This window comes from Streptomyces olivochromogenes (assembly GCF_021538895.1).
Classification (GTDB): Bacteria; Actinomycetota; Actinomycetes; order Streptomycetales; family Streptomycetaceae; genus Streptomyces; species Streptomyces olivochromogenes_A.
On the sequence record NZ_JADDRL010000029.1, the window covers coordinates 13,473 to 39,098 of the forward strand.

A 25,626-nucleotide genomic window follows, 5' to 3' on the forward strand; every position below is an offset into this window, starting at 1 on the left:
AAATCGCGAAGCGTCCGCGCGGGCGGTGTCAGCCGCCGGGCCGGGGCGGTGCCGTCGTGCCGCGCACTTCGAGGAAGGGCACGACGAGGTCGACCTCGCGCGGGCGCCGAGGGTCCTCGATCCGCTCCAGCAGCCGCTGGGCCGCGCGGCGGCCGACGTCGTGGCTCGCGGTGTCCACGGTGGTCAGCCACAGATGCCGCAGCCGGGAGAGATAGGTGTTGTCGTAGCCGACGAGGGAGAGGTCGTCCGGGACCCGCAGCCCGCTCTCCTCGGCGGCCGACAGCGCGCCGACGCAGGCCACGTCGTTGACCGCGAAGACGGCGGTGGGCCGCTGCGCCCGCCCCAGGAGGCGGACCATGGCCCGGTAGCCGCCCTCCTCGGTGAGGTCGCCCTGTTCCACGACCGCGCCGCCGGTCAGGCCGTGCTCGCGCACAGTGGCCTCGAAGCTGCGGCGGCGCAGCTCGCCGACCGCGCCCCGGCCGGCGATGTGGGCGATGTGCCGGTGGCCGAGCCCGATGAGGTGCTCGGTGGCGAGGCGGGCGCCGTGCTCGTCGTCGTTGGTGACGACGTCCACGCCGGGCAGGTCCGGCTCGCGGGTGCCGGCGACGACGGTGGGGACCTGCGCGGCGGCGTTCCGCAGTGCCTGGGGGTCGCGCAGGGTGCCGACGGCGATCAGGCCGTCGACCCGCAGTTCGGTGAACGTGCGGGTGAGGTCCTCGCCGAGCCGCCGGTTCAGGTGCCCGTCCGCGAGCAGCATGTGCAGGCCGCTGTCGTACAGCCGCGCGTTCAGCCCTTCGAGGAGTTCCACGAACCACGGGTTGCGCATGTCGTTCAGCAGGACGCCGACGGTGCGGGTGCGCCGCTCGCTCAGGCTGCGCGCGGCGGCGTTCGGCCGGTAGCCGAGCTCCTCGACGGCGGCGAGGACGGCCGCGCGCTTCTCGGGGCGCACGCTCTCGGCGCCGCGCAGCACCAGCGAGACCAGGGACTTGGACACGCCCGCGCGCGCGGCGACGTCTCGTATGGTCGGAGTCCTCATGCCGTGGACCGTTCCACAAGCCTCCCCGCTTGTAAAGCCCTCCCCGACGTCTCCTGTGCCCCTTGACACCTGCCGGAATGAGGACTCATCGTGGGCCAGCAGGATTTTGGATCGGTCCAAAGAAGGGCTGTCATGGTGAATACGCTCGGCATCGCCGTCGTGGGATTCGGCTGGATGGGCCGGGTGCACACCCAGGCGTACGCGCGCCTGCCGCACCACTTCCCGGAGCTGACCGTGCGGCCGGAGCTGGTCGCCGTCGCCGACGAGGTGCCCGGCCGGGCCGAGGAGGCCGTACGGCAGTACGGCTTCGCCTCCGCCCTGCGCGACTGGCGCGAGGTGGCCGCCGACCCGCGCGTGCGGGCCGTCAGCATCACCGCGCCCAACTTCCTGCACCGCGAGATCGGCGTCGCGATGGCCGAGGCGGGCAAGCACATCTGGATCGAGAAGCCGGTCGGGCTGACGGCCGAGGACGCCCGCGCGGTCGCGGACGCGGTCGCCAAGGCCGGCGTCCACGGCGCGGTCGGCTTCAACTACCGCAACGCGCCCGCCGTGGAGACCGCCCGCGACCTGATCGCGGCCGGCGAGATCGGCACCGTCACCCACGTCCGCATCCGCCTCTTCAGCGACTACGCCGCCCACCCAGACGGCGCCCTGACCTGGCGGTACGAGCGGGCGCGCGGCGGCAGCGGGGTCCTCGGCGACCTCGCCTCGCACGGCGTCGACCTGGCGCGCTTCCTGCTCGGCGAGATCGAGGCGCTGACCGCCGACACCGCGGTGTTCGTCCCCGAGCGGGCCCGCCCGACCGGTGCCACCGCCGGGCACACCCGCGCCTCGGGCGGGGCGCTCGGCCCGGTCGAGAACGAGGACTACGTCAACTGCCTGCTCCGCTTCGCCTCCGGCGCCCGCGGCGTACTGGAGGCCTGCCGGGTGTCGGTCGGCGAGCAGAACAACTACGGCTTCGAGATCCACGGCACCGAGGGCGCCGTCTTCTGGGACTTCCGCCGCATGGGCGAGCTGGGCGTCAGCCGCGGCACGTCGTACCAGGACCAGCCGGTCAGCACGGTGTACGTCGGCCCCGGCCACGGCGAGTACGGCGCGTTCCAGCCGGGGTCGGCCACGAGCATGGGCTACGACGACCTCAAGGTCGTCGAGGCGCAGCGCTTCCTGCGCTCGATCGCCGAGGACACCCCGCACGGGGCGACCCTCGGCGACGCCGTGGCGAGCGCGGTCGCCCTGGACGCCATGAGCCGCTCCGCACAGAGGGGGTCGTGGGTGACGCTGGACTGAGCGCCGCGCCCCCTGTGCCCTGTGCCGCGGCCCGCCGTCAGCTCAGCGGCACCGAGGGCGTGGAACGGGCCACGTACGCCAGCCCGTCGTACTCACGGCCGAGCACCGTGGGGGTCAGCTGGAAGCGGTACGTCACGCGCGGCACCGAGGCGCCGAAGGACCGGACGAACTGCGGGCTGTGCAGCCACTGGGCCACGGCGGGCCGCGCCCGGCCGGACCGCAGGTCGATCAGATGGTCCTCGGGTGTGGCCGCGGCGAGTTGGCCCTCGACGGAGCGCGGGCCCGCCGAGCTGATCCGGTGGGGCCGGGGCGGGCGGGTCGCGGAGTTCCCGGGGCGGGCGTGGAAGGCACCCTCGCCGAACAGCAGCCCCAGGGCGTAGTACCGCTCACCGTAGTGACTCCGGAGATGCTGCCCCATCGCGGGCACATCCCCCGAGTAACAGCCGCTCAGGACATGGCCGTTGTGCGCCCAGACGGCCACCTTGCCGGGGAGCCGCTCCTCAAGGGCGACGACCTCCTGAGCCATCTGCCGGTCCCGGACCGCCAGCGCACCGGGCTCCTCCCCGTCACCGCGCAACGGCCGGCAGGCCAGGTCGGCCGCCGCCACGACCCTGCGCGCGTGCCCGAGCGCGTCCTCCACGGCGTCGGCCCCGACACGCGCGGTGAACTCACCCCGCCCCTCTTCGAGAAACCGCACGAGCTCGCGCGCCTCGGCGAGGACCTGCCCGCCCCGGCCCGCGAGGGACCCCGGCCTGGCGTCCGCCAGAGCCCCGAGCGGCCCGCCGCCGATGAGCTCCGCCCGTTCCGGAGCGAGCCGGCGCAGCGCGGCCTCCAGGGCGGTCAGTGCGGGCCCGGGGCGCTGAGGGTCGATGCCGACGAAACGTACGGCGCGCTCGCGCGGGACCGTCCGGTTGTGCTCCCGCATCCACTCGACGACGTCGAGCATCTCGCGGGTCCGCCAGGTCCAGAAGCCGAGCCCGGCGAGGGCGCCGACGGCATCACCGGTGCCGTCCACCACATAGTCGTCGACCGCCCGCGCGGCCGAGGCACTGGCTTCCATCGCCAGGCCGGTGAACCCCGACTCCCGGACGAGGAACCGCAGTAATCGGCCCTTGAGCCGGAAGAACTCGGCGGTCCCATGGGTCGCCTCGCCCATCCCCAGAACCCGCACGCCGTCCAAGACCTCGCGCAGCGGGGCGAGTTCGCCGTGCTCCGGTTCCGATGTCCCGGCGTGCGCGTCCTGCACCCGCACGGCGTTCTCCGTCAGCCACCGCCGCACTTCCTCGGTCATCGCCACTTCCCTTCGCCTGCCACGCGGTCAGGCGAGCCTAGGGGGTGTCGTTTGGATCATCCCGGCGTCGCCCGATCCGCACCGTTCGTCACGGCCGGCCTGATCCAAACGACACCCCCTAGCTTTCACGCGATCACGCCCGACCGGGCGAGGCGTATTCCGGCCGCGAGTTCCGTCAGGTCTTCCAGGGCGGCGCGCCACCCGTGGGTGAGCCCCACACCGGCCGGGTTGAGGACGACCTCGTCCACGCCCGCCCGGTCGTACGCGGCCAGTGCGGCCGCCACCTCCGGCGGGGTGCCGTAGACGAACGTTCCCGAGTCGACGAGGGCGCGCGCGTTGAGATAGGGCTGGGACGGGTGCACCCGCAGGCCGGCGCGTTTGAGCATGTCCGTGTAGTGCGGTGCGCCGAGGTGCGCGCGGGCGGCCGCGAAGGCGAGTTGGCGGGGGTCGCGCCCCGGGCGGGCGACGGCGACGTGTACGACGGTCACCAGGCGCGGCACCGGGCGGCCCGCCGCCCGGGCGCCGTGGTGGAGGGCGGGCACGAGGTCGCGCGCGAGGTAGCCGGGCGGTGTCATCCAGCTGATCGCCGCGTCGGCCACCTCACCCGCCAGCCGGGCGAGCGCGGGGCGCAGCACGCCCAGGCCGAGGTCCACCCCGGGATGGTCGAGACCGGGCATCCCGGACGCGGCCCGGCCGCTCTCGGACACATTCCCCCGCCGCTCGCCCCCGGCCCGCTCCTCGGCGCCCTCCCGCCGCGCGCCGTCGGCCGGCCGCTCACCGAGGAATCCGCGCACCTGCCGGAGGTAGTCGGCGCACGCGGCCCTCGGGCTCTCGTACGGGTCACCGCGCAGACTCGCCACGAAGTCGGGCGATCCGGGGCCGATTCCGAGGGTGACCCGCCTGCCGGTCAGCCGGGCGAGGGACCTGCCCTGCGCCGCGGCCTCCATCGGGTGGCGCAACGGCATCAGGGTCACGGCCGTGCCGAACGGGAGCCGGAACCCCATCCCCGCGAGGTAGGCGAACATCTGGTGGGTCTCGATGGTGAGGGACTGGCCCTGCCACAGGCGTGACAGGTCCCCCCGTGCGACGAGCTCCGCGAACGGAACCGCGTCGGCGGGGTCCGCGGGCATGACGGGGAAGATGACCGACGTTTCCATGAACTGGCCTTCACTGAGGGGCGGGTTCGCCGAGGTATCCCGCTGCTTGCAGATTGAACAGATGGGCGTACACGCCGCCGGAGCCCAGCAGCTCCTCGTGGGTTCCCTCCTCGATGACCGCGCCCCGGTCCAGGACCACGATCCGGTCGGCGATGCGGACCGTGGAGAAGCGGTGGGCGATGATCAGGGAGGTGGCCTCGCCCGCGATGTCGCGCAGGCGGCCGAAGATCTCGGTCTCGGCCTCGGCGTCGATCGCCGACGTCGGCTCGTCGAGCACGACCACGGGAGCCTTCCTCATGAAGGCCCGGCTCAGGGCCACCTTCTGCCACTGACCGCCCGACAGCTGCCGGCCTTCCTCGAAGTGCCTGCCGAGCATGGTGTCGTAGCGGTCGGGGAGGTCCGACACGATCGTGTCGGCTCCGCCGGCCAGGGCGGCGGCCCGTACCCGCTCGTCGTCGTCCATCGCCTCGACCCGGCCGAAGCCGATGTTTTCGCGGACGGACATCTCGTAGCGGATGAAGTCCTGGAAGATGACGCCGATGTGGCGTTGCAGGTCGTCGAGGTCGTACTCCTCGATCGGCACGTCGTCGATCAGGATCTGCCCGCCCGTCGGCTCGTAGAGCCGGGTGAGCAGTTTGACGACGCTCGTCTTCCCGGCGCCGTTCTGCCCGACGAGCGCCACGCACTCGCCCGCCGGCAGGAGGAAGTCGACGCCGTCCAGGACGAGCCGGTCGGTGCCGGGATAGACGAAACTGACGTTCCGGAACTCGATGCCCTTGCGCAGCTTCGCCGGGAACGGCCGCGTTCCGCCGGTGATCCGGCGCTCCGGAAGGTCCAGGAAGGCGAAGAGGTTGCCGAGGAAGAGGGTGTCCTTGTAGAGCGCGGCGATCCCCAGGAGCATGCCGTGGGCGGAGGCCTGGATGGCTCCCATGGACTGCAGGTATCCGGCGAGACGGCCGACCTGTCCGTCGTCCGCGGCCGAGGCGATGGCCCACAGCAGCGCGCCGGAGGAGGCTAGGACACTCAGCGCGCCCAGCGCGCCGACGATGGCCGACTGGCTGCGCGCCAGCTTGCGGTCGACACGGAAGAACTCCCGGGCCAGCCGCCGGTACCGCTCCACGAAGTGCGGGCCGAGCTGGAACAGGAACGCTTCCCCGATCTCACCAACTCACTGCTGACGATGGGCGGGCTCCTGCTGCGGGTCCTCGGACCGAACGCCTCTCGCAGCTCTCCGACCGGGAGCCGCTGGGCGACGCAGAGTCCGGCTGGCGCCTGCTGATCGTGGCAGAGCCGGCGAACCGCTGGGCCGTCGCCGCGCGATGGGCGCGCCGGGGAAGACCATGTAGGCCGATGCCGCCCGCCTCCCGCGAACTGCGCCTGGCGCGAGACGCACACGGCCCGGCCATCGTCGACCGGTTTCACGCCAACGACCGGTACGGCAAACCTTGGTGGGCGTCCGGTGTCAGTGCCGGGCACTAGTCTCGTTCGCCCGGCAGGGAGCCGATGAATCCAGGGGGAGTACCAGACCGCCATGCCCGATAGCCACACCGGATACCTGATCTCCGTCGTCGACGAGGACCCGCTGCGCACCCGCAAGGAGGCACGCGAACTGCTCGCCACGCTCGGCGAGGTGGACCCCACGGTCAGGCTGGATCTGCCCGAGCCGAGCAGCCTGGCGGGGGTCGGCGACAAAGGCGGCCCGTCCGCCGAGACCGTCGGGCTGCTGCTGAGCGCCGGTTCGTTCGTCGCGGGGCTGGTGCAGGTATGGCTGGCGCGGATCCCGCAGCGCACCATCGTGGTCAAGCGGCCCGACGGTGCGACCCTGCACATCACCGGCAAGGAGGCCCGCGAGGACGACACGCTGATCGAGCGGTTCCTCGCTGACGACGGCGACGATGACGTGGTGGCGGGCTGAGCGACATGACCGACAACGACCGGCACGCGTTACTCGTCGGCGTCTCCACGTACGACAGCGAGACGTACGCCGACCTCCCGGCCGTACGCGCCGATCTGCACTACATGCGGGCGGTGCTGGAGAACACCGAGATCGGCATGTACAACGGGTGCGCGGTGGCCGCCGAGCCGACACGCGCGGAGATGCTGCACGCCGTCGAGACGTTCCTGGAGGCACGCCAGCCCAGTGAGACCGCGCTGCTCTACTTCAGCGGGCACGGTGAGTACTGCGAGCAGGACGGCCAGTTGTACTTCCTGACCCGGGACACCGACTCGGCCGACCTGCCGGGCACGGCCGTACCGGCGGAGTTCCTGGAGCGGATGCTCCAGTCCTGCCGGGCCGCCTCCAAACTGGTCCTGTTGGACTGCTGCTCCAGCGGGTCCGTCGTCCAGGGCTGGACCGCCAAGGGCCCGTCGGGGGAACCGGACCGGCCCGCGCCGAGCACCCTGCTGCGACCGACCGGCGTGTACTTCATCACCGCGTCCGACGCCCTCCAGGCGGCCTCCGCGATGGCGCCGCCCGGGTCGGGCCTCGGCACCTCCCGGTTCACCGGGGAGATCGTCGAGGGCCTGCGCAACGGCCGGATCAAGGAGGGCGGCTGGATCACCCCGGACGACCTCTTCGACTACCTGACCGCGCAGATGACCCGCGACGGCGTACCGGAGGAGCAGCGGCCCACCAAGTCCACGATCAGGGCCACCCGGAGTCTTCCCTTCGCCCGGTCGGTGGCACGACCGGTGCGGCTCCCCGCGCTCCCTCACGACGCCACCGGAACCGTTCGGCGCTCCCCCGCGCTGCTGAAGGCCCGTGAGCTGGCGGAGGCGGACGAGCGGGACGGCGTCGACAGGCAGGGACTGCTGCGGTACTACGCGGACTGCCTCACAGCGCAGGCGGCGGCCGGAATGCGGCCGGACCGAGACGGCGGCCGGGACAAGAAGTACTTCCTGCTGACCCTGGGCGAGGAGACCATCCAGTCGGGGCGCGGCCCGCACATCGCCGCGCCCGGAGCGTTGCCCCGGCCGCAGGAGGGGCGGAGCGGCTCGGACACCGGGGCGGGCTCGCGACAGGAGTACTGGTACGGCTATCCGGCGATCACGCTGCCCGCGCGGGACGCCGGCCGGGGCCGGCGCGCGACGGTGGAGCTGGCGCCGTTGCTCATCCAGCAGATGGAGCTGGCGCCGGACGAGGAGGGCCGGGACGTGCTCCGGCCCAGCGGGGTGCCGTCCCTGCACAGCGGCGTCGTCTCGGAACTCCTTGACCCCGGCGACGCGGCCGATCTGGTCGCGCGCTGGCAGCCGGCCTGGCAGGAGGGCAACGACGCCCAGATGCTGCGTGCCATAAGGGAGTTGCTGGACGAGCTGGGGCTGCCTGAACTCGAACCGCTGGACCCGTCCGCGCTGAGCGACCGCACGGTGATGCAGGCGCTGCGGCCCGGCGCGCACAACGCGGCTGTGCTGCTGGTGCCTTCAGGCGCGGAGGCCATGGCCACCCAGGCGCTGGTGGACAACCTGCTCCAGATCTCCACGCGGACCGCGCGGATCGCGGGCACCGCCCTGGACGCGCTGCTGAACGGCGGGGCCCGGCAGATGCCGGCCACGACCGCCGTCGTGGCGAGCCCGGTGACGCCAGTCGCTCCGGGGCCGTGCAACGAGAGCCAGGAGCGGGTGATTTCGTCGGCGATGACCCAGCCCCTGACGGTGGCGACCGGACCGCCCGGCACGGGGAAGAGCGAGGTCGTCACGGCGGTCGTCACCACCTGTGTCGCCGCGGGGCAGTCGGTGCTGGTCGCCTCCACGAACAACGAGGCCGTTAACGTCGTCGCCCAGCGCTGCGACGACATCGCGCCCGGGCTGCTGATGCGGACGGGCAACGCGGAGGCGTTGGAGCGGGAGGCGGCCAAACTGGAACGGCTCCTCGCCGCACCGGCCGGGGCGTCGCGGCGCGGGTCGGCCACCGTGGGCGGCGAGCTGCGCAATACCCGGGGAACGGCCGACCGACTGCGGGCACAGGCGGCACACCGCGTCGGCGAGGAAGGACAGTTGCTGGAACTACTCCGCGACCGGGAGCAGCGGGCCGCGACCCTGGAGCTGCCCCTGTCCCTGCTTGAAGGGGCCTGGGCTGCGGACGTCGACGGCGTGGCATCGCTGGGCCGGTGGGCGGAGCGGGCGCGGAAGACGGCCGGGGCCCGCTGGTGGCAGCTGGGGGCATGGCGGCGCGGGCGGGCGCTCGCCGCTCTGGTGGCGGCGGGGGAGGAGCGTACGGACGATGCCGGACCGGCATGGCCGGAGTGGGCGACGGGACGCCCCGTGCCACCCGAACTGCTGGCGTCCCTGGCCGGGATCGTGTCTGTGGAGCGGGAGGTACGGGAACTCGTCCACCGGCACGGGGAATGGGACGAGGAAGAGCTCAAGCAAACCCGGCTCGCGACGGCGGAAGCGCTGTCCGGGCTGTCGGCGGAACTGTCCCGTGCGCTGTCCGCCGAGGCCCTGAACCGGGCCACCGGGCTCATGAACCAGCGGCTCCAGGCGCTCCGCCGCCGCTCCGGCTACCAGCGCAGCCAGAAGAACCTGATGACGCACATCAGGGGCTGGGCCGTCAGCACCCACTCGGTGCGACAACTGGAACTCGCCCCGAAGCTGTTCGATCTCGTGGTCATCGACGAGGCCAGCCAGTGCTCCATCCCGTCGGTGCTGCCGCTGCTGTTCCGGGCCCGCCGGGCACTGATCATCGGTGACCCCATGCAGCTCGGGCACATCCCCGGCGTGTCACCGCAGCAGGAGCGCCAGGCACGGGTACGGGCCGGGCTGAGCGCCGCGCAGTTGGAGCACCATCGCCTCACTTACCACGTGCACTCCTCGTACCACGCGGCCGAACAGCACGGCGACAGCGCGCTGCTCCTCGACGAGCACTACCGCTGCCACCCGCGCATCGCGGACGTCGTCAACGGCCACTGCTACGGCGGCCGGTTGCGGGTGCTGACCGACGTGCGGCGGCAGGTGCCGGCGCACGACCCGGTGGAAGCGGCCGACCCGGCACCGGTGCTCGGCTGGGTCGACGTACCGTCCGGGGAATCGGCACGCGGCGGCGACGGGCAGTCCTGGCGGAACGCGGAGGAGGCGAAGGCCGTCCGGCGCGTGGTCGACGGACTGCTGGCGGGGCTTCCGCCGGACGCGACGGTGGGAGTGGTCACGCCGTTCCGGGCGCAGAAGGAGACATTGGCACGGATGTGGCGGGACGACGACCGCGTCCGGGTCGGCACCGTCCACACCTTCCAGGGCGGACAGCGGGACGTGATGGTGCTCAGCCCGGTGGCGGCGCACAACACACCGCCCCGGACGACGCACTGGGTCGCGAGCCAGGTCAACCTGTGGAACGTGGCGGTCACCCGGGCCAAGTCGCAGCTGATCACGGTGGGGGGCCGCGCCTTCTGGCAGGATCAGAGCGGCCTGCCCACCCTCCTCGCCGCGCGTTCGGCGCCGCTGGGAGCAGGCGACGACGGCATGACGGCCGAGGCCGGCACACCCGGCCCGGTGGCCGAGGCCTCCGAGGACCTCGCCGACCACCTGCAGCGGTACCTGGCCGGACGGGGCATCACCGATCTGGAGCGGGCCGTGCTGGTGGGCGGCCACCCAGTGGACCTGCTGTTCACCGACGCCGGCGAGAACACGGCGGTGCTGATCGACCCCGGCCCGGGGCCCGGAGCGGACCCCGCGCGGCACCTTCGGCTGACCCACGCGCGAGGCGACCTGCTCACCGGGCTGCCCTCCGGTGGTCACGGGGCCAAACCCTGCCCCGTGAGCCGGACGGTGCGGGTGCCCGCCTGGCGGATCCTCGCGGGCGAGACCGCGCTGGTACCGCTGTTCGGCTGAGCGCCGGACAAGGCGGCCGGGCCAGGACGGCCAGGCCCGGCGGCCCGCTCAACCGCCGGGCAGACTCCGCACGATGTACGTCATGTGCTGGAGGTTTCCCGCCCGCAGCCACTCCGCCGGCCCGCCCACACCCTCGCTGGTCGAGAGCGGGCCGTGCGCGCAGTCGCTCAGCCATTCCTCGCCCTGTCCGGCCCGCGCTCCCCGGAACTCGGGCAGTTCGACGATCCGGCGGGCCGCGCTGCGATTGACGGCGATCCGGTCGGGCCCCCGGGCCAGCATCTTGAACAGCAGATACGAACTGTCGGTGGTGTAGCGGAGCACGCCCCAGGACGGGCCGCCCTTCCTCCCGGGTGCCGGAGCCTGCGAGAGGGCACTCGGGGGCTGCACCCCGTAGTCGCCGTAACCGAGCAGCAGAGCATGGGCACTGCCCGTGGCGCGCACCTCGTGCCACATCCGCCACTCCGCCCGTGGCTCCTCGCGCGATCCTTCCTCCAGCATGTCGGCGGTGACCCGAGGAAAGCCCCCTCCGAGCAGAGCGGCGCTCCGCCAGACCACCAAGGGCATCAGCGCGTCGAGGGCGCGCAGCGCCTCCTTGCCCGCGTCGGGCCGGTCGCCGAGGACCGCGCCCATGTCGAGCAGCAGATCCACGGGCACCTCAGGACCGGTTCGCGCCAGCAGGCCCCGGACGTACTCCCCGAGGCCGTCGTCCCACTCCTCCGTGACCCGCACCCGGACACCCAGTCCACGCAGGCAGCGCCGGGCCGTCTCCACAGCCGCCGTCTGCTGATCGTCGGTCCGCTCCGGTCCGGTGACCGGGCGGAGCCGCCCCAACTCGCAGTAGACGGACAACGCTTCGGCAAGGTCGGCGATCCGGGCCTCCTCGCCGAAGGGAGCGTCGATCCATCCGCCGTGACGGCTCACGGCACTCACCGGATCGACGTACTTGCCGACCAGTGTGGCCAGCGTCTCCGGTGCGGCTCCGGGCAACGGCGGCAGATTCCACAGCGGCCTGATCGCGGCGCGAACGTCAGGCCACAGTCGCTTGCAGGCCCCGGCGGCGTGCGGCCGCGTCGGCAGAACGGGAACATAGAGCGGTCCGGACATCGCGGCTCCCCCTCGACACCGTCCGTGCGCATCCCTTTCCACCAGGGTCCGTTCGCCTCGAAGTACTTGAAAAGAGAGCGATTTCGGCCCGCTTGGCCGATGTGTTCAAGTACCTGGTGACGGTGCGCCGCAAGTTGCACGCTTCGCGATGCTCGAGCACGTGCCACTCGACCCGCTGGCCGTCCTTGTCCGGCCCGAATGCGGTCGGCAGAACGAGCGTCACGACCAGCCAGAGCAGCGGCCGGCCGAACGGGCGCTCTCAGCGAGGATCCGCAGCGGCGTGGCTCGGGACCGTAAGGCTCTGCCAGTCGGCGGCCTGCTCGCTGGTCTGGCAGACCGCCATCAGAACGAGCGTCAAATGAGCGGTACTTCAGCGTCGAGATATCGCCCCCAACGCCCACACCGCACCTCATGCGCACGCACAAAACCGCAGGTCAGGACCCCTTCCCCACCGGCTCCAGAATCGCCACGCACTCCACATGATGCGTCATCGGAAACAGATCGAACGCCCGCAGCATCCGCACCCGGTACCCGCCCTCCCGGAAGTAGGCCAAGTCGCGGGCCAGAGCCGCCGGGTCACAGGCCACGTACGCGATGCGGCGGGCGCCGAGGGCGGAGAGGTGGGTGACCGTCTGGCGGCCCGCGCCGGCCCGGGGCGGGTCCAGGACGATGAGGTCGACCTCGGTGATGCCGGTGCGCGGCAGGACCGACTCGACCTTGCCCTGCTCGATGCGGACCCGGGGGAAGTCGGCGAGGTTGTGCCGCGCGTCCTCCACCGCGCGCTTGCCGGACTCGATGCCGAGCACCGCGCCCTTCTCGCCGAGGCGGTCGGCGAGGGCGCCGGCGAAGAGGCCGACGCCGCAGTAGAGGTCGAGGGCCATCTCGCCCTTGCGCGGGAGCAGGCCCTGCATGACCGCCGTCACCAGGGTGTCCGCCGCCTTCGGGTGGACCTGCCAGAAGCCGCCGCTGCCGACGCGGTGGGTGCGGCCGTCGGCGCGCTCGCGCACGAACGCGCGGCCGTGGACGCGGTGGATGCCGCCGTCCTTCTCGTCGACGCGCATGACGGAGACGGGCCGGTCGAGCTCGACGAGCGGCAGCCGGGCGCCGGGCCGTGGCTCCAGGATCACCATGCGGTCCTGGGATCCCGTCGCGGCGATCGCCTCCACGGACGCCATGCCGGCCCAGTCCCGGTCCTCGATGCCGAGCTCGCTGACACCGGGCGCGGCGATCATGCAGTGCTCGATCGGTTCGACCTCGTGCGAGCGGTGGCGGCGCAGTCCGGCGTTGCCGTCGGCGTCCACCGCGTACTGCACCCGCGTCCGCCACTGGGGCACCTCGCCCGCCGGCAGCTTGTCGCCCTCGGCCGGCATCACCGTGCCGTCCCAGCCCGCCTCCTCGGGCGTGAGGCCCGCGAGCCGCTGCAGCTGCTCGGCGATCACCTCGCCCTTGAAGCGGCGCTGGGCGCCGGGCTTGGCGTGCTGCCAGTCGCAGCCGCCGCAGCGCCCGGGGCCCGCGTAGGGGCAGGGCGCCTCGACGCGGTCCTTGGACGCGGACAGGATCTCGACCGCGTCCGCGCGCAGGAAGCGGGCCCCCTCCTCGCCCTCGGTCACCCGGGCCACGACCCGCTCGCCCGGCAGCGTGTGCCGGACGAACAGGACCTGTCCCTCGGACGTACGGGCGATGCAGTGGCCGCCGTGGGCGACGGGGCCGACCTCGACCTCGTACTCCTCCCCCACCAGCGACTTCTTCGGTTCTGCCTGCATGGCGGGGTGACTCCACAACTGATGAGAGGGACGGCCGGCCGACAAGTCGGCCGGACAACAGCCCACCAGTCTAGTTCCTGGTGGTCGGCTCCTTCGCCCGCTCCCCCTGCGCCGGTCCGCGCCGCACCGCACCCGGCGCGTTCCACTCCTGCCGCTTGCGGGCCCGGACCTTGGCCGCCTCAGAGGACTCCAGCTGGTACGGCACCGAGGTGACCATGACGCCCGCGGTGAACAGCAGACGGCCCTTGAGCCGCAGGGCGCTCTGGTTGTGCAGCAGGTGCTCGTACCAGTGGCCGACCACGTACTCGGGAATGATCACCGAGACCGCGTCACGCGGGGACTCGGCGCGCAGGCCCTTGACGTACTCGATGATCGGGCGCGTGATCTCGCGGTACGGCGAGTCCAGCACCTTCAGCGGTACGTCGATGCCGCGCCGCTCCCACTCGTCGCGCAGCGCCTTCGTCTCCGCCGGGTCGACGTTGACCGTGAGCGCCTCCAGGGTGTCGGAGCGCATCAGCTTGGCGTAGGCGAGGGCACGCAGGGTGGGGCGGTGGATCTTGGAGATGAGGACGACGGAGTGCACCCGGGAGGGCCGCACGCTGTCGTCGCTCGGGCCCTCGGGGGCGGCGATCTCCTCGGAGACCCGGTCGTAGTGGCGGCGGATCGCGGTCATCGTCGCGTAGAAGATGACCATGCCCAGCAGGGCCACCCAGGCACCGTGCGTGAACTTGGTGACCAGGACGACGACCAGGACCAGGCCGGTGAAGAAGGCGCCGAACGCGTTGATCGCCCGGGAGCGGACCATGTGGCGGCGCTTGGCCTGGTCCTTCTCGGTGGCGAGGTGGCGGTTCCAGTGCCGGACCATGCCGGTCTGGCTGAGCGTGAAGGACACGAACACGCCGACGATGTACAGCTGGATCAGCCGGGTCGAGTCGGCGCCGTAGATCACGACCAGCAGGGCCGCCGCGCCCGCGAGCAGCACGATGCCGTTGGAGAACGCGAGGCGGTCGCCACGGGTGTGCAGCTGGCGCGGGAGGTAGCGGTCCTGGGCGAGGATCGAGCCGAGCAGCGGGAAGCCGTTGTACGCGGTGTTCGCGGCCAGGAACAGGACCAGGGCGGTGGCGGCGGCGAGCAGGATGAACAGGAAGCTTCCCTTGCCGAAGACCGCCTCGGCGACCTGGGAGATCACCGGGTTCTGGACGTAGCCGGAGCCGACCGGGCTGCCGTTGTGGATCAGGTCGGTGGCCGGGTTCTCGGCCATGCGGACCTTGGTCGACATGGCGAGGGCGATGATGCCGCAGAACATGGTCACGGCCAGCAGGCCCATCATCGCGAGCGTGGTCGCCGCGTTCTTGGACTTGGGCTTGCGGAAGGCCGGAACGCCGTTGGAGATCGCCTCGACACCGGTCAGGGCCGCACAGCCGGAGGAGAAGGCGCGCAGCAGCAGGAAGACGAGGGCGAAGCCCGCGAGGCCCTGGTGTTCCGCCTTGATGTGGAAGTCGGCGGTCGGCGCGTGCATGGTCTCGCCGAGGATCAGGCCGCGGCAGGCGCCCCACGCGATCATGATGAAGACGCCGCCGACGAACACGTACGTCGGGATCGCGAAGAGCTTGCCCGACTCCTTCACGCCGCGCAGGTTCATCAGCGTCAGCAGCACGATCACCGCGCTCGCGCAGAGCACCTTGTGCTCGACGACGAAGGGCACCGCGGAGCCGAGGTTCTCGATGCCGGAGGCGATGGAGACGGCGACGGTCAGGACGTAGTCGACGAGCAGCGCGCTGGCGACGGTGAGGCCCGCCTTGGGCCCGAGGTTGGTGGTGGCCACCTCGTAGTCGCCGCCGCCGCTCGGGTAGGCGTGCACGTTCTGGCGGTAGGAGGCGACCACCGTGAACATCAGCACGACGACCGCGACCGCGATCCACGGGCTGAAGTGGTACGCCGACACGCCCGCGATGGACAGGACCAGCAGCACCTCTCCCGGGGCGTAGGCCACGGAGGACAGCGGGTCGGAGGCGAAGACGGGGAGTGCGATGCGCTTCGGCAGGAGCGTTTCGCCCAGCCGGTCACTGCGCAGCGCCCGCCCGATCAGAATCCGTTTGGGCACGTCGGTCAGTTTGGACACGACTGAGCATGGTAGGCCGTCGAACAGGCAATCGCCCACCCGCGTCTCACGATCTGCCTCACGAGTGAAATCGGACGCGACTGGAACTGCGGATTCCGTGGTCCGCCCGCTCGCCGTGCCTAGATGGCAGACCCCGCCTGTCGCCGCCCCCAGGAGGTCCCATGCCCGCGACGGCAGAGCTGATCGGTGCCGCGGTCGCCCTCATCGGCCTCGGAATCCTGACCGTGTACAGCGTGCGCAGTATCACCAGACGCTGATCGTCGGCGCGCGTCTGCCGCGATCGCCGGAGGCTGATCACGCAATCTCGGCACAGGGGTGCCCGCCCAGGACGGTGCGTGTGTAGCTTGGGCCTCGGTCTGAGACCCTGATGGGGCTGAGCAGTAAATTCTGGACACCGGAAGGACGGTCGTGCACATCGTCATCATGGGCTGCGGGAGAGTGGGTTCCGCTCTCGCCCAGACCCTGGAGCAACAGGGGCACACGGTCGCCGTGATCGACCAGGACCCCACCGCCTTCCGCCGGCTGGGCCCGGGATTCGGCGGTCGCCGCGTCACCGGCGTCGGCTTCGACCAGGACACCCTGCGCGAGGCGGGCATCGAGGAGGCCGGTGCCTTCGCCGCCGTCTCCAGCGGTGACAACTCGAACATCATCTCCGCGCGGGTGGCCCGCGAGATGTTCGGCGTGGAGAACGTCGCGGCCCGCATCTACGACCCCCGCCGCGCCGAGGTCTACCAGCGCCTGGGGATCCCCACCGTGGCCACGGTCCGCTGGACCGCCGACCAGATGCTGCGCCGTCTGCTCCCCTCCGGTGCCGAGCCGCTGTGGCGCGACCCCACCGGGGGCGTCCAGCTCGCCGAGGTGCACGCCTCGGCCCACTGGGTGGGCCACAAGATCAGCAAGCTGCAGGAGGAGACGGGCGTCCGGGTGGCGTTCCTGACCCGGCTCGGGGAGGCGATCCTGCCCACCTCGCAGACGGTGCTGCAGGAGGGCGACCTGGTGCACGTGATGATGCGGCCGGACGAGGTCGAGAAGGTCGAGGCGGCGTTCGCCGGGGGACCCGAAGAGGAGGGCGGTCACTGATGAGGGTCGCCATTGCCGGTGCCGGTGCGGTCGGCCGTTCGATCGCCGGCGAACTGCTGGAGAACGGCCACGAGGTCCTGCTGATCGACAAGGCCCCGACGGCCATCTCGGTCGAGCGCGTGCCGCAGGCCGAGTGGCTACTGGCCGACGCCTGCGAGATCACCTCCCTGGACGAGGCCGCGCTCCAGCGCTGCAACGTCGTGATCGCCGCGACGGGCGACGACAAGGTCAACCTGGTGGTCTCGCTGCTCGCCAAGACGGAGTACGGCGTCCCGCGCGTCGTGGCCCGCGTGAACAACCCCAAGAACGAGTGGCTGTTCAACGAGTCCTGGGGCGTCGACGTGGCCGTCTCCACGCCGCGCCTGATGTCCGCCCTGGTCGAGGAGGCGGTGAGCGTCGGCGACCTGGTCCGGCTGCTGCGCTTCAGCCACGGCGACGCCAACCTCGTCGAGCTGACCCTCCCCGAGGAGTCGGCCCTGGCCGGCACCCAGGTCGGCGACGTCGAGTGGCCCGAGGACACCTCGCTGGTCACCATCATTCGCGGTACCCGCGTCCTGACCCCCTCCAAGGACGACTCCCTGGAGGCGGGCGACGAACTCCTCTTCGTGGCCGCGCAGGCCCGCGAGGAGCAGCTGGAGGACCTGCTGTCGGTGCGCCGGGAAACCAGCTGATCTTTTGCAGCGCTACGTGGAGGGGGCGCCCGGAATTTCCGGGCGCCCCCTCCACGTGCAGCGCCTGAGTCGGCCGACTCGGCCGAGCCTCGGCTAGCCGTCCCGGCGGTGACGTCCGCCGGTGCTCTCGCCGTGCTCCCCGGCCGCGGCGGCCGCCGCGGCCTTCCGCTCCTGCTCGGCCTTCTCCTCCGCCTCCATCTCGGCGAAGACGTCGATCGGCGCGGGCGCCTTCGCGAGGAAGACCCAGGTCAGCCAGACCGCGAGCAGGAAGGGCGGGATCTTCAGGGTGACCAGGACCCAGCCGAGCTGGGCGGTGTCCGCCCACCAGTAGAGCGGGAAGAGGATCGCGCACTTGGCGAGCAGGATCAGGCCCCAGGCCCAACTGGCCTTGGCGTAGGCCTTCTTGCGGCCGGGATTGCGGGTGCGCCAGGAGAGGTTCTCCTTGAAGACCGGGCCCAGGATGAGACCGATCAGGGGCACCCCGGCGAGGGTCGTGACGATGTACGCGATGGCCAGGCCCAGCGTGTAGAGCATGCCGGGGAGATAGAAGTCCTTGGCGTTGCCCGTGAACATCGCGAACACGACACCGAACGCCACGCCGAAGACACCGCTGAAGGCGTGCTTGACGGTGTCCTTCATCGCCAGCCGGACCACGACCAGCACCAGCGAGACGGCCAGTGCCGCGATCGCCGACCAGTGCAGGTCCTTGTTGATCGTGAAGATCGTGACGAAGAGCAGTCCCGGCACGACCGTCTCGACCATGCCCCGCACACCGCCGAACGCCTCGAACAGCGCGGCCTCGGTCACCGCCCGGGCGTCCTGCTGCTGAGTGGTGTCTTCGGTCGGCTTGTCGAGTGACGTCACCGGCTACTCCCGTCCGAGGGGTCTCAGTTCGTACTTCGGATTGAACAGCACCCGGCGGCCCCGGCTCATGGAGATCCGGCCCGATGCGATCAAGCGGCGCCCCGGTTCTATGCCCACGATGGAGCGCCTGCCGAGCCACACCACGTCCAGCGCGGCGGAGCCGTCGAACAGCTCGGCCTCCAGGGCCGGCACTCCGGCCCGCGGCCGCAGGGTGACCGTGCGCAAGGTACCAGTAACCGTGACGATCTGGCGGTCCTGACAGTCACCGATGCGCGTACATCCCGCGTTCTCGGTGTCCTCGCGCAGTTCCTCGGACTCCAGGTCCTCCTGCGACGAGGAGAGCCGGTCGAGCATGCGCCGGAACCGGCCGGCCGGCTTTTCGGAACGAGGAACAGCACTCATATCTGAAGCGTACCGGGGAGCACCGACGGCGACGTACCGGTGGGGCCACCGCTCGAAGTACCGCCGGGGCTACCGCTCGAACCGGTACCCCATCCCCGGCTCCGTGATGCCGCATCCCCCGGGGGGCAACCCCCGGACCCCCGGCCGCCCTGCAGCTCACTTCTCGAACCGGTACCCCATCCCCGGCTCCGTCATGAAGTGCTTCGGGTGCGAGGGGTCCGCCTCCAGCTTGCGGCGGAGCTGGGCCATGTAGACGCGCAGGTAGTTCGTCTCGGTCCCGTACGAGGGCCCCCACACCTCCTGCAGCAGCTGCTTCTGGCTGACCAGGCGGCCGGTGTTGCGCACCAGCACCTCCAGCAGATGCCACTCGGTCGGGGTGAGCCGTACGTCCCGTCCGGCGCGGTTGACCTTCTTCGCGGCCAGGTCGACGGTGAACCCGTCGGTCTCCACGAGGACGTCGTCCTCGCCGCCCCCGGTGGGCTCGGCGCGGCGCACGGCGGCCCTCAGCCGGGCCAGCAGCTCGTCCATGCCGAAGGGCTTGGTGACGTAGTCGTCGGCGCCCGCGTCGAGCGCCTCGACCTTCTCGTCGGAGGAGTGCCGGGCCGACAGGACCAGGATCGGCACCCGGGTCCAGCCGCGCAGACCCTTGATCACCTCCACGCCGTCCATGTCGGGCAGACCCAGGTCGAGCACGATCACGTCGGGGTGGCGGGAGGCGGCGAGTTCGAGCGCGGTACGGCCGTCCGCGGCCGCGTCCACCTCGTACTTGCGAGCCTTGAGGTTGATCACGAGGGCGCGCACGATCTGCGGCTCGTCGTCGACCACGAGCACCCGGGTCATGGGGCCTGCCTTTCCGGTTGTGCGGGGGTGAGCTGTACGGGACGCGATCCTGCCGCGCGCAGGCTGAGGACCATCGTGAGGCCGCCGCCGGGCGTGTCCTCGGCGTTGAGGGTGCCGCCCATGGCCTCGGCGAAGCCCCGGGCGACCGCGAGGCCGAGGCCGACGCCGGCGCCGCGCGGGGAGTCGCCGTAGCGCTGGAAGGGCTCGAAGATGCGGTCCTTGGCGTCGTCCGGGACGCCCGGCCCCTGGTCCACGACGCGCACCTCGACCCGGTCGGCGATGGCGCTGCCGGCGACCAGCACGCGCCGGTGCTCCGGGCTGTACTTGACCGCGTTCTCCACCAGGTTGGCCACCGACCGCTCCAGCAGGCCGGGGTCGACGGCGACCATCGGCAGGCTCTCGGGGATGTCCAGGTCCACGCTGTCCTCGGGCACCCCGCCCAGGGCCATGGGGACCACCTCGTCGACGTCGATCTCCCGGATGAGCGGGGTGACGGTGCCGGTCTGCAGGCGGGACATGTCGAGCAGGTTGCCGACCAGGTGGTCGAGGCGGTCGGCGCCCTCCTCGATGCCCTCCAGGAGCTCGGCCCGGTCCTCCTCGGACCATTCGACGTCGTCGGAGCGCAGCGAGGTGACCGCCGCCTTGATCCCGGCGAGCGGGGTGCGCAGGTCGTGGCTGACGGCGGCCAGCAGCGCGGTACGGATGCGGTTGCCCTCGGCGAGCTCCTTGGCCTGGTCGGCCTCCTCCTGGAGGCGCCTGCGGTCCAGGACGACGGCGGCCTGGGCGGCGAAGGCGGCCAGCACCCGGCGGTCCTCGGCGGGCAGCACCCGGCCCGTCAGCGCGAGCGCCAGGTGGTCCCCGACCGGCACGTCGACGTCGGCGGCCTCGGGCCGGTCCAGCGGAGGCCCGAACCCGGCGCGACCGACGCAGGTCCACGGCTCGACCTCGCCGGCCCGTTCCAGCATGGCCGCCGACTCCATGCCGAAGGTCTCCCGGACCCGCTCGAGCAGCTCCTCCAGGCTGGTCTCGCCGCGCAGGACGTTGCCGGCGAGGAACGAGAGGATCTCCGACTCGGCGCGCAGCCGGGCGGCCTGGTGGGTGCGCCGGGCCGCGAGGTCCACCACGGAGGCCACGGACACCGCGACCCCGACGAAGATCACGATGGCGACGATGTTCTTGGGGTCGGCGATCGTCAGCCGGTGCAGTGGCGGGGTGTAGAAGTAGTTCAGCAGCAGCGATCCGAAGGCCGCCGAGGCCAGCGCCGGGAAGAGCCCGCCGAGCAGGGCCGCCGCGACCGTGACGGCCAGGAACAGCAGCATGTCGTTGGCGAGGCCGAGGTCGACGGTGTTCAGCAGCAGCGCCAGGACCACCGGGCCGGCCAGGCCGACCAGCCAGCCCCAGATGATCCGGGCGCGGCCGAGCCGCGCGCCCCGCCCCACGGGCAGTCCGCGCCCCTTGGCGACCTCTTCGTGGGTGACGATGTGCACGTCGAGGTCGGGCCCCGACTCCCGGGCGACGGTGGCGCCGACGCCGGGCCCGAAGACGTACTGCCACGCCTTGCGCCGCGAGGAGCCGAGGACGATCTGGGTGGCGTTGACGCCGCGCGCGAAGTCGAGGAGGGCGGCGGGTATGTCGTCGCCGACGACGTGGTGGAAGGTGCCGCCCAGATCCTCGACGAGGGTGCGCTGGACGGCGAGTTCCTTCGGGGAGGCGGAGGTCAGGCCGTCGGTGCGGGCTATGTAGACGGCGAGCACCTCGCCGCCGGCGCCCTTCTCGGCGAGGCGGGCGGCCCGCCGTATCAGCGTCCGGCCCTCCGGGCCGCCGGTCAGACCGACCACGATCCGCTCGCGCGAACCCCAGATGGCCGAGACCCGGTGCTCACTGCGGTAGGCCTTCAGGTACTCGTCGACGCGGTCGGCCACCCACAGCAGCGCCAGCTCGCGCAGGGCGGTGAGGTTGCCGGGCCGGAAGTAGTTGGAGAGAGCGGCGTCGACCTTGTCGGGCTTGTAGATGTTGCCGTGGGCCATGCGCCGGCGCAGCGCCTGTGGCGACATGTCGACCAGCTCTATCTGGTCCGCACGGCGTACGACCTCGTCCGGGACGGTCTCCTGCTGGCGCACCCCGGTGATCGACTCGACGACGTCACCCAGCGACTCCAGGTGCTGGATGTTGACGGTCGAGATCACGTCGATCCCGGCCGCCAGCAGCTCCTCCACGTCCTGCCAGCGCTTGGCGTTGCGGGAACCGGGGATGTTCGTGTGGGCGAGTTCGTCCACGAGGGCGACGGCCGGGGCCCGGAGCAGTACGGCGTCCACGTCCATCTCGGTGAAGACGGCGCCGCGGTACTCCAGGTCCTTGCGCGCGATCCGCTCCAGGCCGTGCAGCATCACCTCGGTGCGCGGCCGGTCGTGGTGCTCCACGAAGGCCACCACGCAGTCGGTGCCCCGCTCCACTCGGCGGTGCGCCTCGGACAGCATCGCGTAGGTCTTGCCCACACCCGGTGCCGCACCGACGTAGATCCGAAGCTTGCCGCGTGCCATGGCCCCATTGTCTTCCCGTAACTGCTGCGTACGCAGCGTCGACCTTACGGCCAACAATCTCGGCAAATGGGGCGCGGGGTCCGGCAGCGGGCATCTTTGACACAACCCTGATGGGGCGCCCGGCGGCGTGCCGGGGCTCAGTGCTCGGCGATCTCCCCGTCGCTCAGCTCCAGCACCCGGTCGGCCAGGTCGAGCAGGGTCGCGTCGTGCGTGGCGACCAGCGCGGTGACCTGTTCGCTGTGGACGACGGCGCGCAGCAGCTCCATCACGGCGTGCCCGGTCTCCGCGTCGAGCTGGCCGGTCGGTTCGTCGGCGATGAGCAGCGCGGGGCGGTTGGCGAGGGCGCGGGCGATGGCGACGCGCTGCTGCTGGCCGCCGGACAGCTCGCCCGGCCGCTGGGCCGTGTGGTCGGCGAGGCCCACCAGGGAGAGCAGCAGCTCGACGCGCTCCTCGCGCTCGCGCGGGTCGGCCCGGCGCAGCCGCAGCGGTACGCCGACGTTCTCGGCGGCCGTGAGGATCGGGATGAGCCCGAAGGACTGGAAGACGAAGCCGATCCGGTCCCGGCGCAGCTCCAGCAGGCCGTTCTCGCCGAGCTCCGCGAGCTCCCTGCCCTCGACGGCGACCTTCCCCCGATCGGGTCTGTCGAGTCCGCCGACGATGTTCAGGAGCGTGGTCTTGCCGGATCCCGAGCGCCCCTTGAGGGCGACGAGCTCGCCGCGCGGGACCTCGAAGGACACTCCGCGCAGCGCGTGCACGGCGGCGGCTCCGTGGCCGTACGACTTGTGGACGTTCTCGACGCGCACCATGGTCTCGGTGACCACTCGACTCATGACGCCTCCCCCGTGGACCGGGCGCCAGTATCGCGAGCGGCGCCCGGTCGGGCAACGGGTCAGCCCGGGTTGTCGCCGTGGGTGAGGGTCTCCCAGGCGACGAAGAGGTTGTTGCTGCCGGCGGGGCGGTTGTTCCGGGTCAGCGTCTGGGTGTTGCTCATGGCGATGCCCAGGCGGTTGTGCAGGGCGTTGTAGCCGACCTCCGTGACCGGTCCGAGGCCGAGCTTGAGCGAGCCGCCGCACAGCCAGCTCGGGACGGCGGTGCCGAGCTGGTACTTCGACTGGAAGCCGAGGGCCTGCCGCAGCCGTTCCCCGACGTCCGTGCCGTACAGATCCTGCCCCTGGATCCGGCTGGTCTCGGCGACGTGCGAGATCGCGGAGATGCCGTACCCCGTGTGCGTGAAGTCCCGGCAGGTCTCCTGGGTGAGCCCGGTGACGAAGGTCGACTGGCCCTGCCAGTAGGAGACGATCTTGGCGGTGGTGTCCAGGTGCTGGCTGGGCACGGTCTTCGGCACGGAGCCGTCGGAGGCGAGGTAGACGTAGGCGGCCGCGCGGGTGCGGAACTTCGCCATGGCCGTGTCGTACGACGCCTTGTCCTCCAGGAAGACGGAGATGCCGACGGCGGCCTCCATCATCGACAACTCCCAGTTGCCGTTGGAATTGGAGCCCTTGATGACCACCGGCAGGTAGACGTTGCGGAGCATGGTCGCGAAGCGGCCGGAGTTGGCCCAGCTCCCGGTGTACGTGTACTTGATGATCTCGGCGGCCCGGGGCCAGGAGGAGCCCGCCCAGCCGGTCTGCAGGGGCGCGTTGGAGTTGGTGTGGCTGGTGATCGTGGCCGACCAGGCGTCCATGAGCTGGATGGCCTTCTGCGCGTAGCGCGCGTCCCGGGTGACGTACCAGGCGAGGGCGTCGGTGTAGGCGGCGATCGCGTCCTCGCGCTCGTCGGTGCAGCCATAGTCGGGATTCGAGTACGAGCCGCACTCGACCGTCGCCCTGGGCTTCGGGGTGCGGTTCAGATCGGCGTACCTGCTCGCCATCATCTGGTCGTAGGCGCCCTTCCAGGGCTGCGCGCCGGCCAGGACCTTGCCGCGGGCGAAGTCCAGCTGCCCCTTGGAGACGGTGACTCCGGGGTGGACGAAGGCGGTGGGTGCGGCCTCGGAGCGGTCGGCGGCCGGCCAGGCGAGCAGGCCGGCCACGAGGGCGCCGACGGCGGCGAGGAAGAGGGCGGGACGTGCTCGGTGGCGGTGTCGGGTGGGGGCGTCTGACATGGCAGTCCGTTCCTGTATGTGAACGACGCTTGGGTTTCTGAACGCGCACGCTGGTCCGGACCATAGGTATGGACCAGACTTCCGTCAAGAGGTGAACAAAGACGGCGCACTCAGCCCCGGCACAACAGGGCACAAGGCACGACAAAGGGCCGCACCGGCGAGGGTGCGGCCCTTCTCGTGTATGCCTGTGCCGTTACCGGACCTCGGTGATCTCCGGTCCGCGCTGCAGCTGACCCATGCCGCCGGAGAAGCGGGAACCGCCCTCCTCCTGCTGTACGCCCTCGGGGACCATCTGGGCGTCGTTCGGCAGCTTCAGGACGATCGGGTCGCGGGGCGCCATCGGGCCCTCACCGCGCACGACGACCGTGTCCCGGAAGATCTGCTCCAGAAGCCCGGCCGCCTGCGGCTGCACCGCGCCCTGGCCCGAGATCACACCGCGCAGGAACCAGCGCGGGCCGTCCACACCGACGAACCGCACGACCTGGAAGCCGCCCGTGCCGTCCGGCAGCTGTACCGGCACCTGGGCGCGCAGCTCCCAGCCCAGCGGACCCTCGACCTCGTCGATGATGCCGCCCTGCTGGGTGATGCCGCTCCCGATCTCCTCGCGCACCTCGCCCCAGATGCCCTCGCGCTTGGGCGCGGCGAAGGCCTGCAGCTGGATGGCGCTGTCGCGCAGCACGACGGTCGCCGCGACGATCGCGTCGCCCGCGACCTCGACCCGCAGCTCCATGCCGTCGACGCCCGGCACGAACAGACCGCCGAGATCGACGCGACCCTCGGCCGGATCGCGCACCTCGGTGCTGTCCCAGGGCCCGTCGGGCCGCGGCTCGGGCTCCAGCCGGACGCGCTCGCGCTCGGCCTCTTCCACTTCCTCGTCCGCCTCGGTGTCGACGCTGTCGACGACCTGCTCGGCCTCGCCGGCCGCGTCCTCGGCGGCACCCTTCTTGTTGCGACGTCCGAACACGTCACTGTCCTTCCCGGTCGGATACGACCGAAGCGTATCGATTCCCACCCGTCTGGCCGCCCTCGGCGACCTGACCGCTTGTGCCGCTCTCGTCGCCCACCGCGGCGTGGCCACCGGTGGACCCGAAGCCCCCCTCGGCCCGCGCCGAGTCGGGAAGTTCCGCCACCTCCTGGAAGCGGACCCTCTCGACCTGCTGGACGACCAGTTGGGCAATCCGGTCGAAGCGCTCGAACCGCACGGCCTCGCGCGGATCGAGATTCACCACGATCACCTTGATCTCCCCACGGTACCCGGCATCAACCGTCCCTGGGGCATTCACCAGGGCGACACCACAGCGGGCGGCGAGACCGGATCGAGGGTGCACGAAGGCCGCGTACCCCTCCGGGAGGGCGATCGACACTCCCGTGGGCAGAACGGCCCGCTCACCGGGCTTGAGCTCGCACGCCTGGGTCGTCCGCAGATCGGCCCCCGCATCGCCGGGGTGCTCGTACGCAGGAAGCGGTACGTCGGGGTCGACACGTCGCATCAGCACGTTCAGGGGCTCGCGCCGGGCGAAGGGCGGGTACGGCACGGGGGTCGCC

General features: G+C 71.7%; 20 protein-coding genes. 5 read left to right on the forward strand and 15 right to left on the reverse strand.

What is annotated here, in order from left to right; all coding sequences use genetic code 11:
* Positions 1-28 precede the first annotated feature (28 nt).
* A complete protein-coding gene (locus tag IPZ69_RS16870) occupies positions 29-1,036 on the reverse strand; it encodes a LacI family DNA-binding transcriptional regulator (protein WP_235454951.1) in 1,008 nt (335 codons plus the stop codon).
* A 132-nt stretch (positions 1,037-1,168) separates the two neighbouring features.
* Here IPZ69_RS16870 and IPZ69_RS16875 point away from each other — a divergent pair, with 132 nt between their 5' ends.
* Positions 1,169-2,323, forward strand: coding sequence for a Gfo/Idh/MocA family protein (locus IPZ69_RS16875; protein ID WP_235454952.1), 1,155 nt, complete (start codon positions 1,169-1,171; stop codon positions 2,321-2,323).
* Positions 2,324-2,360: 37 nt separating this feature from the next.
* On the opposite strand, the gene IPZ69_RS16880 is transcribed toward IPZ69_RS16875, so the two are convergent.
* The 3 genes from IPZ69_RS16880 to IPZ69_RS16890 all read right to left on the reverse strand — a co-directional run bounded on the left by IPZ69_RS16880 (position 2,361) and on the right by IPZ69_RS16890 (position 5,891).
* Positions 2,361-3,614 carry an erythromycin esterase family protein gene (locus tag IPZ69_RS16880; RefSeq protein ID WP_235454953.1) on the reverse strand — a complete coding sequence of 418 codons (1,254 nt, stop codon included), beginning with the start codon at positions 3,612-3,614 and terminating at the stop codon, positions 2,361-2,363.
* A gap of 125 nt (positions 3,615-3,739) precedes the next feature.
* Entirely contained in the window at positions 3,740-4,744 is a 1,005-nt protein-coding gene (locus IPZ69_RS16885; RefSeq protein WP_235454954.1) for an LLM class flavin-dependent oxidoreductase, read from the reverse strand.
* A 37-nt stretch (positions 4,745-4,781) separates the two neighbouring features.
* Entirely contained in the window at positions 4,782-5,891 is a 1,110-nt protein-coding gene (locus IPZ69_RS16890; protein ID WP_235454955.1) for an ABC transporter ATP-binding protein, read from the reverse strand.
* Positions 5,892-6,302: 411 nt separating this feature from the next.
* Here IPZ69_RS16890 and IPZ69_RS16895 point away from each other — a divergent pair, with 411 nt between their 5' ends.
* Both IPZ69_RS16895 and IPZ69_RS16900 read left to right on the forward strand, forming a co-directional pair.
* Positions 6,303-6,686, forward strand: coding sequence for an effector-associated constant component EACC1 (locus IPZ69_RS16895; protein WP_235454956.1), 384 nt, complete (start codon positions 6,303-6,305; stop codon positions 6,684-6,686).
* Between the two features lie 5 nt (positions 6,687-6,691).
* The gene (locus IPZ69_RS16900; RefSeq protein WP_235454957.1) at positions 6,692-10,594 is read left to right on the forward strand and encodes a caspase, EACC1-associated type; all 3,903 of its coding nucleotides are present in this window, start codon (positions 6,692-6,694) and stop codon (positions 10,592-10,594) included.
* Positions 10,595-10,642: 48 nt separating this feature from the next.
* On the opposite strand, the gene IPZ69_RS16905 is transcribed toward IPZ69_RS16900, so the two are convergent.
* From IPZ69_RS16905 to IPZ69_RS16915, 3 genes are all read right to left on the reverse strand, one after another.
* Entirely contained in the window at positions 10,643-11,698 is a 1,056-nt protein-coding gene (locus IPZ69_RS16905; RefSeq protein ID WP_235454958.1) for a beta family protein, read from the reverse strand.
* A gap of 434 nt (positions 11,699-12,132) precedes the next feature.
* Positions 12,133-13,461, reverse strand: coding sequence for a class I SAM-dependent RNA methyltransferase (locus tag IPZ69_RS16910; protein WP_235454959.1), 1,329 nt, complete (start codon positions 13,459-13,461; stop codon positions 12,133-12,135).
* Between the two features lie 70 nt (positions 13,462-13,531).
* Positions 13,532-15,583 carry an APC family permease gene (locus IPZ69_RS16915; RefSeq protein WP_235454960.1) on the reverse strand — a complete coding sequence of 684 codons (2,052 nt, stop codon included), beginning with the start codon at positions 15,581-15,583 and terminating at the stop codon, positions 13,532-13,534.
* 408 nt (positions 15,584-15,991) lie between these two features.
* Here IPZ69_RS16915 and IPZ69_RS16920 point away from each other — a divergent pair, with 408 nt between their 5' ends.
* Together IPZ69_RS16920 and IPZ69_RS16925 are read left to right on the forward strand one after the other, a co-directional pair.
* Entirely contained in the window at positions 15,992-16,663 is a 672-nt protein-coding gene (locus IPZ69_RS16920; protein WP_235454961.1) for a potassium channel family protein, read from the forward strand.
* Positions 16,663-17,334 carry a potassium channel family protein gene (locus IPZ69_RS16925; protein WP_235454962.1) on the forward strand — a complete coding sequence of 224 codons (672 nt, stop codon included), beginning with the start codon at positions 16,663-16,665 and terminating at the stop codon, positions 17,332-17,334. The genes IPZ69_RS16920 and IPZ69_RS16925 overlap by 1 nt, the downstream gene beginning before the upstream one ends.
* A gap of 93 nt (positions 17,335-17,427) precedes the next feature.
* On the opposite strand, the gene IPZ69_RS16930 is transcribed toward IPZ69_RS16925, so the two are convergent.
* The 8 genes from IPZ69_RS16930 to dut form a co-directional block, all read right to left on the reverse strand.
* Positions 17,428-18,198, reverse strand: coding sequence for a DUF3159 domain-containing protein (locus IPZ69_RS16930; RefSeq protein WP_235454963.1), 771 nt, complete (start codon positions 18,196-18,198; stop codon positions 17,428-17,430).
* Between the two features lie 3 nt (positions 18,199-18,201).
* Entirely contained in the window at positions 18,202-18,600 is a 399-nt protein-coding gene (locus IPZ69_RS16935; protein WP_235454964.1) for an OB-fold nucleic acid binding domain-containing protein, read from the reverse strand.
* A gap of 156 nt (positions 18,601-18,756) precedes the next feature.
* Positions 18,757-19,440, reverse strand: coding sequence for a response regulator (locus IPZ69_RS16940; protein ID WP_235454965.1), 684 nt, complete (start codon positions 19,438-19,440; stop codon positions 18,757-18,759).
* Complete coding sequence (locus IPZ69_RS16945) at positions 19,437-21,980, reverse strand: sensor histidine kinase (protein ID WP_235454966.1); 2,544 nt, start codon at positions 21,978-21,980, stop codon at positions 19,437-19,439. Before IPZ69_RS16945 ends, IPZ69_RS16940 begins: the two co-directional genes overlap by 4 nt.
* Positions 21,981-22,117: 137 nt before the next feature.
* Positions 22,118-22,810, reverse strand: coding sequence for an ABC transporter ATP-binding protein (locus IPZ69_RS16950; protein WP_235454967.1), 693 nt, complete (start codon positions 22,808-22,810; stop codon positions 22,118-22,120).
* Between the two features lie 59 nt (positions 22,811-22,869).
* Positions 22,870-24,081, reverse strand: a complete 1,212-nt coding sequence (locus IPZ69_RS16955; protein WP_235454968.1) for an alginate lyase family protein — start codon at positions 24,079-24,081, stop codon at positions 22,870-22,872.
* A 193-nt stretch (positions 24,082-24,274) separates the two neighbouring features.
* Entirely contained in the window at positions 24,275-25,045 is a 771-nt protein-coding gene (locus IPZ69_RS16960; RefSeq protein WP_235454969.1) for a DUF3710 domain-containing protein, read from the reverse strand.
* Between the two features lies 1 nt (position 25,046).
* A complete protein-coding gene (dut, locus tag IPZ69_RS16965; protein WP_308407487.1) occupies positions 25,047-25,616 on the reverse strand; it encodes a dUTP diphosphatase in 570 nt (189 codons plus the stop codon).
* Positions 25,617-25,626 lie beyond the last annotated feature (10 nt).